The following is a 15,253-nucleotide window of genomic DNA, read 5'->3' as shown; positions in this document are numbered from 1 at the left end:
ATGCAGCAGTTTTTTCATCAGCACGGTTCAGAAATTCTCTCAAAAGGTTTTGAACATCTTTATATTTCGGGACTTGCTTTGATCATTGGTATCATCATTGCTGTACCGCTTGGTGTCTTACTGACACGTTTTCCAAAAGCTGCCACGATTGTGATTGGCTTAACCAGTGCCTTGCAGACAATCCCTTCTCTTGCTTTATTGGCATTGATGATCCCGCTATTTGGCGTAGGTAAATTACCTGCGATTATCGCACTCTTTATTTATTCATTATTGCCGATTTTACGTAATACGTACATTGGGATGAAAAATGTCGATTGGAATTATCGGGATGTGGCAAAAGGCATGGGAATGACTGAGTTCCAATCCATTTTTTCCGTTGAATTGCCCATTGCTATGCCAACGATCATGGCTGGTATTCGTTTAGCTGCCGTTTACGTGATTGCATGGGCTACACTTGCCTCTTATATCGGCGCTGGTGGTTTAGGCGATTTGATTTTTAGTGGACTGAATAATTACCAACCAGATCTCATTTTGGCAGGTACGATCCCTGTAACAATTTTAGCACTATTGGCTGATTGGCTTCTAGGTCTCTTGGAAAACCGGCTGACACCGATCGCACTTAGAGAGGAGAATGAAGAATGAAACGTATACTAAAAATGACCATGGTTCTTTTCTCTCTTCTTATACTTGCGAGTTGTTCCTTCCCTGGTCTTGCCAGCAATACAGATGAAGACACCATTTCGATCACAGGTGGAATCACTTCAGAAGCACAGATCTTAGCAAGCCTAGTTGCCGGAATGGTTGAACATTATACAGATAAAAATACCGCAATCATCAACAATCTGGCTACCACAACTATCAACCATCAAGCGATGGTGAACGGAGATGCTTCAATTTCAGCGGCTCGCTACACAGGAACAGATTTAACGACTACATTGAACCTTCCTCCTGAAAAAGATCCGAAAAAAGCGTTTGCTACCGTGAAAGATGAATTTGAGAAAAGATACGATCAAACGTGGTTCCCGTCCTATGGTTTTGAAAATACGTATGTCTTTCTTGTTCGAAAAGACACCGCACAAAAATACCATCTATCTAAAGTCAGCGATCTGAAAAATGTAGCGGATGAATTAGTAGCTGGTGTAGATACTTCTTGGATCAATCGTAAAGGAGACGGTTATGACGGCTTCCAAGAAACTTATGGCTTCTCCTTCAATTCGATATTACCTATGCAGATTGGACTTGTTTATGACGCAGTCGAAGCAGGAAAAATGGATATTGTTCTTGGCTACTCTACGGATGGACGGATCGCCAGTTATGATCTAGTCATGTTGGAAGATGATCGTCAATTCTTCCCACCATATGATGCTGCTCCAGTTGTAGACAACAAGATATTAGCTGATACGCCTCATTTAAAAGAAGCCTTAAATAAGTTAGGTCATACCATCAGTACGGAAAAAATGCAGGAATTGAACTACGAAGCAGATAATAATCTAGTGGAACCATCAGTAGTAGCACAACGTTTCTTACAAGAAAACCACTATTTTGAAGGGAAGTGAAGCAATTGGATAAAATGAATGTCTTTCAACAATTTTTCTATTATTTCCAGGAAAATGGCTCCTATATCTTTGCACAATTTATCCGTCACTTCCTGATTTCTATCTATGGTGTCCTCTTTGCAGCAGTTGTCGGGATTCCGGTTGGGATCATGATTTCTAGGAGACGTAAATTAGCAAACTGGGTGATTCGTTTGGCGAATATCATCCAGACGATCCCTTCTCTAGCCATGATCTCCATTTTAATCATTGGATTAGGCCTGGGAGTCAATGTCGTGATTGTTACTGTATTTTTGTATTCCCTTTTACCGATCATCAAGAATACGTATACCGGGATGATCCAAGTAGACAAAAACATCCTTGATGTCGGCAAAGGCATGGGGATGACTGCTAGACAACGACTATTCATGGTAGAGTTACCACTCTCTGTTTCTGTTATCATGGCAGGCATAAGAAACGCGTTAGTTGTTGCCATCGGGATAACCGCGATCGGTGCATTCGTCGGTGCTGGTGGTCTTGGAGATATCATTATCCGAGGAACCAATGCAACAGATGGCACATCGATTATTTTAGCAGGTGCATTGCCAACTGCATTAATGGCGATTATCACGGACTGGCTTTTAGGTATTTTGGAAAGACGGCTAGATCCAGCCAGCCGTACATCACGCTGATGTTATTGTAAAAAACAAAAGCTTCTGCGACCATTTGTTGGTCGCAAAGGCTTTTTTAGTTCTGTCATTTTTTAAGGCAATAATCCACTCTGATTCTTCCCTCCTTATGGGCAAAGAGTTGCTTTTCTTAGCTATTTATCCATTCCGTATACTCCAGCTTCATACTGCCAACGGGTTCATCTCTGCATCCACCGACTAAGTTTTTTTCTTATCCGCTAAGGCATTTTGCCAATCCATTTTCCCATCACTCGTCATGGAATTCATACCACATGATCTCTAAATACTCGTCTGCTTGTTCTTTGAATTGGGCATCAATTCTTACATCCTTTGGCGTGGCTTTCATTTAAGCCTTTTCCATCAGTCCTCGATTGTTCGATGCCTTCAGCTGCATCATCAAAACTGGTGACTGCCGTATCGGTAACTTCGATCATCTTTTACACAATCGGGAACTTGCCATCCTCATCCTTGGCTAAAAACATATCTAGCCATTCCAGCTTCTCGCCATGGGAGGTTTGCGGTTCCTAAAACCGGTACACGATTCTTATGGACTGCATCCGTCGCAACTAGACTTGGCGATACGATGATCCTTCACCAGAAGAGCACCCCCGTAAACCAATTGATCGATATATTGCCAATAAGAAAAGACATTGGCGTAAAAGATATCGATCCCTCGTGATGCATTGCCGTTGATACTGCTATTCATGGCCGAAAGCGCCACGACTTTGACTTCTTCCGTTTGAGTAACATTCATGTTCGGCAATGTCGCTTTGGATACCCGCTCTGCTAAAGGAACGACACTGGTATTGTATTTCGTATCTGTATCTTTTCCAAAAGACCATGCCAACGAATCCTCTGGGAACCAATAAGACGACTCCGGTTGATTGTCCATTGCTTTTTTCAACATACTTTTGGCTGTTTCTCGATAAACGACATTTCCAATTGTCTTCGCCTCACTTTGGCGATAATCGATGGTCGTTGCCACTGCCAACACTAACAACGATGCTCCAATTTTACTGATTTTCCTTGTCACACTTCTTCCTCCTTGTTTTACATAAACCCGTCAACATTCCATTCCTAAACTCAAACAATGACCCTTCAAAGGTGGAGATATAGGAACAAATTAAAGAAATCATGCAATAAATCCAAGAAGGTTGGTTTTAGAACAAAAAAAGAGTCTCCTTTTTGGGGAGACTCTTTGTGAACTATCTAAAAAGGTTGGCTCTTCTCACTTCACTCATAATGTGTCCAGGCAGAATAAATTTCCGCAACTTTATTTTCCTCATCAACTTTGTAAACCACTCGATGCTGTCTATTCAGCCTGCGTGAATATCTGCCTTCATGTGTAGGTCTCAGCTTTTCAAAAGACTGCGTGGGCATATATGGATCTTCCTTCAATGTCTGAATCACTTCTTCAAATTGTTTCTTTAAATTCGTTTGCTTGATTTTTCTTAAATCCACTTTCGCAGAGTTTTTGATTGCGACTGTATAGTTACTCATCAAAGAGCTTCCCAATCAATATCATCGATATTCGTAAAGCCACTGTCGTCTTTTTCGCGGTCTCGTACTTTATCTAAAGTACCTGTTTGCTCAAGAAAAAGGGTTTCTTGAATCGCTCTCCAGTCTTCTAGCCCAATCAATACAGCATTGTTTCCACTACGATCACTAATAATCTCGATTTCAGTATGATTTTCATTTACCTCTTTCAATAACTGATAAAAATTTTTACGAGCAGTGCTAGGATTCATCGTTGTATTAGCCATTGTCTCTCCTCCTTTTTCTGATATAATTATAGCGTACTTGATTAAGTACGTCAAAAAATACAATAAAGCACTTAAATTCAGCAAACTTTTCCTCTTTTTTACATAGAGAAAAAGACCCCTTTTTAGGGAGGATCTTTGTCCACGCTCACTTCTTACTCCTTTACGACTAGCGGTAGCCAAACGTAAAGTAATTGGTAACAACGTATCATCTTTAGCAAAGGTCGAATCCAAAGCCTGTGAGTCTATGCAACAACACCAATACATGAAGGTTCCTCGTTGCAGTGTGACTTGATTGATATCTTGAATAACCTGAGGATACGCACGAAAGATTTGTAACGGTTATTCAAAACTGATTTTGGCCGTCAAGTCTTCTACTGCCTCAAAAATGATTGCCTCTTTCGTCTCCTGTCATTCATGTTCACTATCGATTTGATACTTGCTTAGACCGTTGGGTTTGTGAATCACCAATTAAAAATGGCACTGAGTTATGGTAACAAAAAATGGTCACTTGACGAGGCTGAGATTTCTACTTATGAAGACACATGGCACTTAAGAGTCGAGGTAAAGGAAGAAGCTGAAAATATAGGAGGCTGTACATTATTTGGCAAAGGATTCGGAAATTATGATCAAGACATCAAAATCAAAATGTTTTACAGCTAAATAGGAAGAATAATAACATTTCATACGCTGTTCCCATCTTTAATGGCTTATAGAGGGCACCTTTAGCTGAGAATAAGACAAAACAGACCCTCTAGCTTCAATTAAGAGCTAGAGGGTCTGTTTTTGATTTTAAAACTTGGTTTATTTCTTCAAATGGTAGCTATAGGTGCTGACAACGATATTTTCACGCCAAGACAATCGCAATCTTAACCGCAAACTTGTTTGGTTATGGAGAATATTCTGCCAGCGTCTGTTTGGTACAAATTGAGGAATCAACACAGTAGTTGTATAGTTTTGTTTCGCTGCATTTTTACTTACGATATCTACATAACGGATAATTGGATTTTCAATCGAGCGATAAGAAGAGTGGACGATTGAAAAACGGACATCTGGGAAATGCTTTTTAAATTCTGCTTCGATTTCTTTTTCTTTTTCGACATCTTCATCTAGTGAAACATGCATCGCAACGACATAATCACCGATCGAACGTGCGTAATTCAACGCACCGATATTTACCCGTGTCACATTCCCGACTAATACAAGAACGGTATTCCCGTCATAATCATGTAGTTTTGCATCATTTTCTAAACGAAGCTGTTCTGCTACTTTTTTATAATGATCATGGATCTTATAAAAAATGAACATAACGATTGGCATAATGATGAAGAAAGGCCAAATGTCCCCTAACCGATAGACAAACAAAATCGCAATGATTGCATATGAGATGAACGCACCTGTAATATTGGCAATCGATTTGCTTAACCATCTTTTTCCTTCTTTTTTCCATTTGACGACCATCCCTGTTTGAGATAAAGCAAATGGAATGAACACGCCGATAGAGTATAACGGAATCAAGCGTTCTGTTGAGCCATGGAAAATAAACAGCAATACGATCGAACCTAGCGCTAGTGTGATAATCCCATTGGAATAGCCTAGTCGATCCCCACGATCTTGATACATGTGAGGCATGAATTTATCTTTTGCCAGATTGTATGCAAGAACTGGAAAAGCAGAAAAACCGGTATTGGCAGCAACTGCTAAAATCAGCGCTGTAGCAAATTGAAGGACGTAATACAAAATACCATGACCAAAGACAGCTTTACCGATTTGAGACAAAACAGTGACTTCTTTTTCAGGAACGATCCCATACCAATAGTTGATAAATGTGATCCCCACGAAGAAGAAACCTAAGATCAATGCCATCATCGTCAACGTAGCAGCGGCATTTTTTGCTCTTGGCTTCTTAAAGAATGGTACAGCATTACTAATCGCCTCCACCCCAGTTAAAGAGGAAGAACCAGAAGAAAATGCTCGTAAAATCAAAGCGATAGAAACACCCGGCACAGCCGCTCCTGGAAGTGCAGTAGCTTGCAATGGCACAGCACCTGTCACGATATTATATAAACCAACAACGATCAGTAACGAGATCACAAGGATAAATGTGTACACCGGAAATAATAGGAACGATGCAGATTCCCTCAGCCCACGAAGATTCAGCATCATCAGTAGCAAAACGATTGTCACAGAAATAGCGACTTGATGACCGTAGAGTGCTGGCACCGCTGATGTGATCGCTTCAGCACCTGCTGAGACAGATACTGCTACTGTCAACATGTAGTCGATCAATAAAGAGCCACCGGAAATCAAGCCAGCATTCTTTCCAAGATTCTCACTGCTGACGACATATGCTCCCCCGCCATGAGGATAAGCATGGATGATTTGACGATATGATAGCGTTAATGAAATCAATAAAATAATAACAAAAGCGGCAATGGGTAGCGAATACCAGATGGCTGCAGCAGACAAAGCGACTAAAACGACAACGATTTGTTCCGTACCATATGCAATAGATGATAACGCATCAGACGACAATAATGCCAAAGCAGCAAATCGGGTTAATTTGTGCTCATCATTTTCAGCAGATTTTAAAGGCTTACCTACTAACAACCTTTTTAAGTAATCCAATTTCTAAACTCCTTTACACACAATTTTACTTCAAGTTTTATAGTCGAAAATTTATAGTAAACAAGATGTTATAGTACGCTCACTGACCTTAAAAGTCAATAAACTTTAAGAAAATAATTGGAAAAAAACAGAAAAATATCAAGCGCTTTTTCAAACACTTTAATACAGCAAAAATCTAACATTTTTTTATGGGCTTTTTCTTTGAATTCTATAATAAAAGGATAGAACTTGACTTAGAAAATCAAGTTCTATCCTTTTTGATATCTTAACTTTTGAAAGAGAGATGTAAGGTTGCTTTCTACCCATCATTCTTACTACTCTAAGCATAGCGCAGTTGTCACAACCTCTTGATAAACGGTGTTCAATCAGCTGACCCTCGGCATTAGCTCAAAAAACGGCAAAATATGAGGAACTATTTTTCCATTTTTTTCTCTAATACTCAGGTCAAAACGCTGATTTCACAACCTCTTTTTTTAATGAAAAATATGGCTCTCATGCGCCGCTTCTTTGAATTTCGTCATTTTTTCTTCGATGAACGGATAGATTGCCGTTCCTACGATTCCAAAGACAACAAACAAACCGATCATGATCCAGATTGCTTTCGTAGCATTTGGCCAGTAAATGCCTCCTGCAGATTCCCGCAACAAGTTTACCGCATGCGTAAATGGCAAGAACGGATTGATCATTTGGAAGAATTTCCCTGAGACTTGGATCGGATAGTTCCCGCCTCCGCCAGAGATCGACAGTACTAAGATGATAATAGCGATCCCTTTACCGACATTATCGAATAATGCAGCCAAGACATAGACGATCATCATGAACGCTAAGGCGATCAAGACAGCAAATGACACGCTGTAGACCGGATTTTGGACATATACTCCTAGTAAGAAAATATTCCCTAATGTAACGATCAAGCTTTGCGCAATCGCCATTGTCAAAAATGTCAGCATACGAGCAACGAATTGTTCTCGTTTCGTAAAATTGTTTCGGTCTTTCTTTCCTAAATAGTATTCTGTCGTAGCAACACTTGAAAGAAGAACAGCGCCGACCCACAGACATAGTGCAGTATAAAACGGGGTGCTAGCTGAACCGTTATTTGCGATTGGATAAAGCGCATTGGTTTGTAGCTCAACAGGTTGTGTAAAGAAGTCACTTTCTTTTGTTGCATCTAGTTTCAATAATTTGATGACTTCGCCTAGATCGACTTCTTGTTCGCCTTTTCGGATCGCGTCTGCTGCTTTTTGGATGCCAGCTTTGATATTTGGCCAGTCATTGTTGATCAAGTCCGCAGCAGCGTTCACAGCTGTTTCGACCTCTGGCATTTTTTCATTTACTGTTGTCAATGTACCGGTGATTTCATTTTTTAGTGCTGGCCAATCATTTTGGATAAAATCAGCGGCCAATCCTAATTTTTGCTGAAGAATCGGTAATTCATTGTTGTATAGGTCTGCCCCTTCATTGATGCCATTGACGATGGTATCCATATTTCCATTCAGCATTGTATTGGCATCATGGATTTCTTGTCCAATTGCAGGCATTTCTTTTTGATATTTTTCTAAAATTGCCACTGCATTCGTTACAGTTGCTTTCGTTGAGCTTAGCAGAGATTCAAAATCGATCTGGTCCGCTTTGCTTAGCGCCCCTTGTGCAGTCCCAATCGTATCGATGACTTGGTCTAGTAGAGAAGTGACGGTAGAGCTGACATTGTTTACATCAATACCATTGATTAAACTATTAACATTAGAAACTGCTTGTTTTATCTCATTAAAGAGATCTTGACTGATACTTCCTGCCTGAACAGCAGTATTCAAGGCGTTTTTTAATACATCCAATAACGTTTTGCCTTGAGTCAATTTGTCAATAATTCCCTGTAATTTATCATTACCGGCGTTATTCTGTAACTCAGTCAAAAACTGAATCAATTTGTCAATCGTAGCTTGTTGCTGTGGAATACCATCAATGATAGTTTGTATTGCTTGTTTTTGCTCATCCGTTAATTCAGTTCCAACCTGGATAGAGTCAATTAGCGAACCTGTCGTTGTTGCCACTTGTCCAATTGACTTCAATGTGACATCTACGCTGTTTGTGATGCTTGGTATCGCATCTTTCAGCTGAGAGGCACCTGATTTTGTTTGGTTTGCTAGATCACTTGCCTGATTTTCTAAATTTTTCACATCTGGCAAGATATCCTGTACTTGTTGGATGATCGTCAAGCCTTGTTTTGCTTCATCGATTCCTTGGTTCATTGTCTCTTGGATCGAAGCAAAATCGCCGTCGATCTCTGCTAGTTGTTTACCGGCATTTTGGATCTCTGGGATTTTTTCTTGCAAATCAAGGATGATTTTTGCTTGGTCTTTCAACTCAGGCATTTTGTCATTCAATGCAACGACTTTTTCACCCATCTCATCTACTTTAGGGATGTAATCCACGAATTCATTTGCTTTATTCAGTTTTTCCTTGATTTCAGGTAGTTGACTTTGTAATTCGAGGACTTGTTTTGTGTAGCCGTCGATCGTGTCCAAATTTTCATCTGTTGATAAAATCATATCTTTGACTTTATTGATACTTACTAGGTTCGTATCGATGTCGTAACCTATCTCATTGAATACTTTCAATAAAGTCGAACTGGCTGTTTTGATAAATTCATTTGTGATTTGCGATTGGATCGAACTTGCTCCTTTATCGGTGATTTTCGGTGCAATCGCATTGATTTTTTCATTTACCGTATATTCGATTTTTGGTTTCTTGATATCACCACTAGTAAAACTCAGCAGATCTTCTGAGAAATCCTTTGGCAAGTAAATACCTGCGTAATACTTTCCGGAACGGACTCCGTCTTCTAATTGTTCTTTTGAATCAACGAATTGCCATCCTAATTGTTTATTTTTATGAAGCGATTCGATGACTTGCTCCCCAATGGCCACTTCTTTACCTTGAAACTCTGCTGGCTTGTCTGCACTGTAAACAGCAATTGGCAGCTCTCCAGTATTTCCATATGGATCCCATAATGCTTTGATGTTAAACCACGCATATAGCGAAGGGATGATCATGATCGCGATGATCAGAAGTGTTGCAATCGGGTTTTTGAAAATCCGTTTCCAGTCAAGCAAATATAATCGAAGCGTATTTTTGATTGACTGCATAGTTCTCCCCCTTCTTCTTTTTTCAGCTGAATTACTTTACCATGTATTTCATACTTTTTTCAATCGGCTTTTTTCAAAAAAGTCGAATTTTTGGACATATCACGGCAATTGTCTCATTGTAATCTCTTACATATTGAGAAATAATTAAGGATTACAGCCTTTACTTTATCATGAAATAAAAGGGAAAGATAATTTTATGCCAAAGTTTTTATCTATTATACGTATACGCAAAAAAGCTAAAACATTTTTTGTCTTTGCCCCTACAAAAATGTTTCAGCTTTTTTCGTTTTTTATTCCTGTATTTCTTATTTTTCGAATGACAGGATGATTTTCCCAGCAGGAGGATGTCCTTCAACTAGCTGATGTGCTTGGATGACATGCTTAAGTGAAGCAGACAGATTCATTGAAATAAAAACATGAAAGGCTCCTTTTTGGTAGGCTTTGATTATGCCAGCAAAGGCTTCTGCATCTAGATATTCCTTTCTTGGAACAAACGATTCATAAAAGCCTTCCTTTTTTTGCCGCAAATCTAGATCTGGGAGGTCATTTAATGCAACATACCTGCCGCCTGGTTTCATGATCTGGATGCCGGTTTCTCCTTTGATACTTCCTTTCGTTGCATCGATTACAAGGTCTGCCTGATCAGCAAATTGCAGACCTGGATTTGTTTTATCATAAGCAGCAAATGCTGAAGCTCCTAATTTTTTTATCTTTTCCTCATTTTTACTGGATGCACTGGTTAAGATTCGGATTCCCTTTTCATGGAGAAGCTGGATCAGACTTGACCCGACCGCACCTGATGCTCCTAGTATCATTACAGTATCTGTCGGCTGGATCTCCGTCAAATGGTTGATTAGATTATAAGCCGTAATTCCTGGCGTGACCATTCCGGCTGCTTCTTCCCAACTCATTTTATCTGGAATTTTTGCTACTTTTGCTGATGGCAACACGACTTCTTCTCCGTAAGTCCCGCCGACTGCATGGACAGCTACTCGATCACCTACATGAACAGTTGTGACATCTGAACCAATCTCTGTCACAATACCAGCGCCATCATTACCTGGTACATAAGGGAATTTCAATGTTCGTATCTCTTTCATTTCTCCTAAACGCAAGGCAACATCATAAGGATTCACACTGAATGCTTTTATTTCTACACGAACATGTCCAGAACCGACTTCTCTGGGATGAGCATCGATTTCTTCAAAAACATCTTGTGCTTCTCCGTAACCGTTAATTGCAAATCTTCGCATGGTCACCATCTCCCTTTTTCTTTAAGTTTACGTTTATGCCTTTATTTTGACAAAAAAAATGTCTTTTCGTTTTGGCGCATGATTCAAAACAAAATAATTGTCTTTTTTCGCGAAACGTGTTAAATTATTTATCTAAAAGCGTAAAGATTACGATTTACGCTAATAAAAAATAATTGGAGGAATTTGTTGATGGCTAAAAAATCAAAGATTGCCAAAGCAAAAAAACAGCAAGAAACGATTGAACGCTATGCTGCTTTACGCCAGGAATTAAAAGCGCAAAAAGATTACGAAGGCTTACGCAAACTTCCTTTAGATGCTCGTCCAGAACGATTGAAAAATCGTGATTTGATCGATGGACGCCCTCGCGGATACATGCGTAAATTCGGGATGTCCCGTATAAAATTCCGTGAATTAGCACATAAAGGTTTGATTCCAGGAGTAAAAAAAGCCAGCTGGTAATCCAAGTCTGGCTGTAATGTAAAGGAGGAGGGCGCATGGACCACTCCTTGGATCATCAAAAAAGATACGTTCGCTTCTTCTAGCAGAAATGCTGGTACTAGAAGCAGACGTATCTTTTTTTACGCACAGCTGGTCCTTTTTTATATGTAAAGGCTGCATGGTTACTTCGCTATATTTATTTAGTAACAGGAGTCAGTGCTTCGATACCCACACTAATTTTCAATGCTCGGTCAACTTCTGCCATAATGGGTCGATCCAAATGGCAGACCTTTTCTTTCAATCTTGATTTATCGATCGTTCTGATCTGCTCCAACAGGATAACGGAGTCTCTTTCTATTCCTGTTCCAGTAGCTTTGATCCCAATATGAGTCGGAAGCTTAGGTTTAGCCATTTTTGCCGTTATGGCCGCAACAATGATCGTCGGGCTAAAATGGTTACCTAGATTATTTTGAATAACCAAAACTGGGCGTGTTCCGCCTTGCTCCGATCCCACGACTGGAGAAAGATCAGCAAAATAAATATCTCCTCTTTTTACCATAGGATCCTCCTTATTCTTGATATTCTCTTGGTATCCGCTGTCCTAATCCGCAAGCCACTTCATAGTGGATCGTACCTAATTGATCTGCTATATCCTGCATAGTGATTTCTTTGTCTGCATTTTTGCCGATAAGCGTCACTTTTGTTCCGACAGGAAATTCTTGAGGCAATCGGATCATCAGTTGATCCATACATACACGCCCAATCGTTTCACAGTAGTTCCCTTCTACCAATAGAGAAAAACCCTGCATCTTTCGTGGCCAGCCATCTGCATAACCGATCGGTATCGTTCCGATCCACTCTGCTTCAGGAGTGATATATGTTTCTCCATAGCCGATTCCTTCACCTGCTGGGAGTTTTTTGACTTGAATCAATTCAGAAACCAGCTCAAGTGCTGGCTGCAATGGATAAACTTCCGGTAGTGCGTGCCCAGAGGGATTAAGTCCGTACATTGCTACTCCATAACGAATCATATTGCCGATTGTTTCATCATGCCATAAAGCCGTTGCACTATTGCTGACATGTATATATCGAGGAAGTTCGGGAAGTTTTTTCAGCACTTCTATAAAGCGTTCTTTTTGCAGATTCCAATATGTATCATCTGCCTGATCTGCTGTAGAAAAATGGGTAAATAAACCTTCCCATTCTAATACACGACTTTCTTTGATGAATGCAGCTGCCTCTTTTACTTCTTCAGGTGTACAAAATCCGATACGACCCATCCCAGTGTCTGCTTTTAGATGAATCGAAAGAGGCGTCTCTAGCTTACTTTTCTCTAAAACAGCAGCTGCTGCCTGCAACCATTCCCGTGTACCTGCAGTTACTGATAAATCATGAGCAACAGCTACAGTCAGTGCGTCGTAAGGAACCATATTCAAGATAAGGATGGGCTGAGTAAATCCAGCTTCTCTCAACTCGACTCCTTCATCTAAATTTGAAACACAAAAGCCCGAAGCTCCACCTGCAACTGCTGCCTCAGCTGTTTCAATAGCTCCATGACCGTATCCGTTCGCTTTTACTACTGCAAACAATTCTTTTCCTTGCGGAAGTCTTGCAACTTCATTTGCTACATTTTCAGTTATAGCTTTTTTATGTATCACTGCTTTCGTTGGGCGGTGCCAAGCGACAACCATCGTTTTTCCTTCTTTCTAGTCTTCCAAAATAATTTGTGCAAAAGCTGTTTCATTTGTATGAGTAATACTGACCCATACATTGCCTTCATGAGGTGAACGCGTCACAACAGGCTGACCATTTTCATTTTTTAAAATCTCGACATCTTGAAAGGTAACTTTTCCGATCCCAGTTCCCCAAGCTTTAGAGAAAGCCTCTTTGCAAGCGTAACGCCCGCCTAAAAATTCTACTTGGCGATGAAAAGGCAAGGACTGGAATAGTTTCATTTCATCAGAGGTCAAGATTCGTGCAATGAATTTTGGTTTTTCTTCGATCAGCCGAGTGATCCTAGGAAGTTCGACTGCATCGATCCCAATTCCTTTTATCATATGCTTTTCTCTTTTCAATAAATTTAGAACACTCTCATTCTACCAAATTATAACCATTTTGCCACAAATAAGTCCACAAATAACAAAAATGAAAGTTTCTCTTAAAAAAGAGAAACTTTCATTTTATGTTTAATCGTTATTTGAACGGATTACAAATCCGCGTTTTTTATCATTGTGACGTTTACCGCCATCTTTTTGGCTGTTATTGTTTTTGCTATAACCGCCTTTTGATTTGTTTCCACGATAATTACCGCCGTCACGACGATTACGGTTGTTTCCGCCACCACGTTTGCCATTTTTATTGTATCCTTTTTTCTGCATTGGCAATGGGCGTTCTGGTGTGATCTTCACTGGCACTGCATCAGCTGGATCTTTTGCTGTCGTTTTTAGCAAAAGTGCAACTAAATCTTGTGCAGAATATTCTTCTAATAATTTATCTGCTGTTTGCAGGTATTTATCTAGACCATTTTCTGCAAGTTTTGTTTCGATTTGTTCAACTGCAGCACCTAATTGACCTTTGAATGCTTCTTTTTCGGTTGGTGGACGTAAAGTCGTCATCCGTTTTTTCGTCAAGTTTTCAATCACATGCAAGTAGTCCATTTCATTTGGTGTAACGAAAGTCACAGACATACCGCCTTTTCCGGCACGGCCTGTACGTCCGATACGGTGAACGTAGCTTTCTGGATCTTGAGGGATATCATAGTTGTACACATGAGTGACACCTGAAATATCTAATCCACGTGCAGCAACGTCTGTCGCTACAAGGATATCTAAATGACCGCTCTTAAATGAACGCAATACGCTCATTCGTTTTTGTTGAGACAAATCGCCATGGATTCCTTCTGCACGGTAACCGCGTGCTTCTAATCCGCGTGCCAATTCGTCTACACGGCGTTTTGTACGTCCGAAGACGATTGTTAGTTCAGGTGTTTGAACATCAAACAAGCGAGTCATGATATCGAATTTTTCGTATTCTTTTGCGCGGACATAGTATTGATCGATCAAGTCAGCTGTCATTTCTTTCGCTTTGATCTTCACATGATGTGGATTTTTCATGAATTTAACGCCAATATTCTTGATAGCTGGCGGCATCGTTGCTGAGAAAAGTAATGTTTGTCTTTGATCAGGAACTTGTGAAATGATTTTTTCGATATCTTCCAAGAAGCCCATATTCAACATTTCATCTGCTTCATCCAAAACTAATGTTTGAACGGTTCCAAGTTTCAATGTGTGGCGGTTGATGTGGTCAAGCATACGTCCTGGTGTACCCACAACGATATGTGGACGATCTTTCAAGCCACGGATCTGACGGCCAATATCTGCTCCGCCGTAAACGGCTTGTACACGTACTTTTTTGTCGCGCCCTAAACGATATAATTCTTCTTGTGTTTGGATAGCTAATTCACGTGTTGGTGCGATAACTAAACCTTGTAATTCGTGACGATCTGGATCGATTTTTTCTAACATTGGTAATCCAAATGCAGCTGTTTTCCCTGTACCTGTCTGTGCTTGTCCAATAACGTCTTTTCCAGCTAATGCTAGTGGAATCGTTTCTGATTGGATAGGTGTTGCTTCTTCAAAACCAGCGCGTTCGACTGATTTCAACAATTCTGGTGATAATTCTAGTTCTTTAAATTTCAAATGAATCCTCCTATATGGTTGTTAACTGAGGATGTAGCTTTTTTGCTACCCCGTCGATTTGTTCGGTCAAAGTGTATTGTTTCTTTTTGACAGTGGCCACGCACGTTTTTAT

General features: G+C 40.1%; 14 protein-coding genes and 1 pseudogene. 5 read left to right on the top strand and 10 right to left on the bottom strand.

The window, feature by feature from the left end; all coding sequences use genetic code 11:
- From RBL01_RS00955 to RBL01_RS00945, 3 genes are read left to right on the top strand one after another with little or no spacing between them, the layout of a single operon-like run.
- Entirely contained in the window at positions 1-642 is a 642-nt protein-coding gene (locus RBL01_RS00955; RefSeq protein WP_002319471.1) for an ABC transporter permease, read from the top strand.
- Positions 639-1,556, top strand: a complete 918-nt coding sequence (locus RBL01_RS00950; RefSeq protein WP_002319470.1) for an osmoprotectant ABC transporter substrate-binding protein — start codon at positions 639-641, stop codon at positions 1,554-1,556. Before RBL01_RS00955 ends, RBL01_RS00950 begins: the two co-directional genes overlap by 4 nt.
- Positions 1,553-2,224, top strand: a complete 672-nt coding sequence (locus RBL01_RS00945) for an ABC transporter permease (RefSeq protein ID WP_002319469.1) — start codon at positions 1,553-1,555, stop codon at positions 2,222-2,224. The genes RBL01_RS00950 and RBL01_RS00945 overlap by 4 nt, the downstream gene beginning before the upstream one ends.
- Before the next feature lie 541 nt (positions 2,225-2,765).
- Here RBL01_RS00945 and RBL01_RS00940 read toward each other — a convergent pair.
- From RBL01_RS00940 to RBL01_RS00930, 3 genes are all read right to left on the bottom strand, one after another.
- Positions 2,766-3,254 (bottom strand): mannosyl-glycoprotein endo-beta-N-acetylglucosamidase, encoded by a 489-nt coding sequence (locus tag RBL01_RS00940; protein ID WP_002296561.1) that lies wholly within the window; start codon positions 3,252-3,254, stop codon positions 2,766-2,768.
- A 200-nt stretch (positions 3,255-3,454) separates the two neighbouring features.
- A complete protein-coding gene (locus RBL01_RS00935; protein ID WP_002319468.1) occupies positions 3,455-3,721 on the bottom strand; it encodes a Txe/YoeB family addiction module toxin in 267 nt (88 codons plus the stop codon).
- Positions 3,721-3,984, bottom strand: a complete 264-nt coding sequence (locus RBL01_RS00930) for a type II toxin-antitoxin system Phd/YefM family antitoxin (RefSeq protein WP_002294199.1) — start codon at positions 3,982-3,984, stop codon at positions 3,721-3,723. Before RBL01_RS00930 ends, RBL01_RS00935 begins: the two co-directional genes overlap by 1 nt.
- A gap of 519 nt (positions 3,985-4,503) precedes the next feature.
- Here RBL01_RS00930 and RBL01_RS00925 point away from each other — a divergent pair.
- A pseudogene (locus tag RBL01_RS00925) lies at positions 4,504-4,644 on the top strand (transcriptional regulator); the annotation flags it as partial.
- A 141-nt stretch (positions 4,645-4,785) separates the two neighbouring features.
- Here the strand turns inward: RBL01_RS00925 and RBL01_RS00920 are convergent.
- The 3 genes from RBL01_RS00920 to RBL01_RS00910 all read right to left on the bottom strand — a co-directional run bounded on the left by RBL01_RS00920 (position 4,786) and on the right by RBL01_RS00910 (position 11,005).
- Positions 4,786-6,609, bottom strand: coding sequence for an APC family permease (locus RBL01_RS00920; protein WP_002294202.1), 1,824 nt, complete (start codon positions 6,607-6,609; stop codon positions 4,786-4,788).
- A 473-nt stretch (positions 6,610-7,082) separates the two neighbouring features.
- Positions 7,083-9,752: a YhgE/Pip domain-containing protein gene (locus RBL01_RS00915; protein ID WP_002319467.1), complete on the bottom strand. Its 2,670-nt coding sequence runs from the start codon at positions 9,750-9,752 to the stop codon at positions 7,083-7,085.
- Positions 9,753-10,057: 305 nt separating this feature from the next.
- On the bottom strand, positions 10,058-11,005 hold the full coding sequence (locus RBL01_RS00910) for an NADP-dependent oxidoreductase (RefSeq protein ID WP_002319466.1): 948 nt from the start codon (positions 11,003-11,005) through the stop codon (positions 10,058-10,060).
- A 189-nt stretch (positions 11,006-11,194) separates the two neighbouring features.
- Here RBL01_RS00910 and rpsN point away from each other — a divergent pair, with 189 nt between their 5' ends.
- Positions 11,195-11,464, top strand: coding sequence for a 30S ribosomal protein S14 (gene rpsN, locus RBL01_RS00905; protein ID WP_002293413.1), 270 nt, complete (start codon positions 11,195-11,197; stop codon positions 11,462-11,464).
- Between the two features lie 175 nt (positions 11,465-11,639).
- Here the strand turns inward: rpsN and RBL01_RS00900 are convergent, their stop codons facing one another.
- The 4 genes from RBL01_RS00900 to cshA form a co-directional block, all read right to left on the bottom strand.
- The gene (locus RBL01_RS00900; protein WP_002289874.1) at positions 11,640-12,002 is read right to left on the bottom strand and encodes a type II toxin-antitoxin system PemK/MazF family toxin; all 363 of its coding nucleotides are present in this window, start codon (positions 12,000-12,002) and stop codon (positions 11,640-11,642) included.
- A gap of 10 nt (positions 12,003-12,012) precedes the next feature.
- Complete coding sequence (alr, locus tag RBL01_RS00895) at positions 12,013-13,134, bottom strand: alanine racemase (RefSeq protein WP_002294207.1); 1,122 nt, start codon at positions 13,132-13,134, stop codon at positions 12,013-12,015.
- 15 nt (positions 13,135-13,149) lie between these two features.
- On the bottom strand, positions 13,150-13,500 hold the full coding sequence (acpS, locus tag RBL01_RS00890; RefSeq protein WP_002296554.1) for a holo-ACP synthase: 351 nt from the start codon (positions 13,498-13,500) through the stop codon (positions 13,150-13,152).
- 129 nt (positions 13,501-13,629) lie between these two features.
- Positions 13,630-15,141, bottom strand: coding sequence for a degradosome RNA helicase CshA (gene cshA / locus RBL01_RS00885; protein ID WP_002294211.1), 1,512 nt, complete (start codon positions 15,139-15,141; stop codon positions 13,630-13,632).
- Between the last annotated feature and the right edge of the window lie 112 nt (positions 15,142-15,253).

This window comes from Enterococcus sp. SB12, from assembly GCF_030910025.2.
Taxonomy (GTDB): Bacteria; Bacillota; Bacilli; order Lactobacillales; family Enterococcaceae; genus Enterococcus_B; species Enterococcus_B faecium.
The sequence above is the reverse complement of the archived record's forward strand: the minus strand, read 5'-3'. Positions and strand labels throughout refer to the sequence as shown.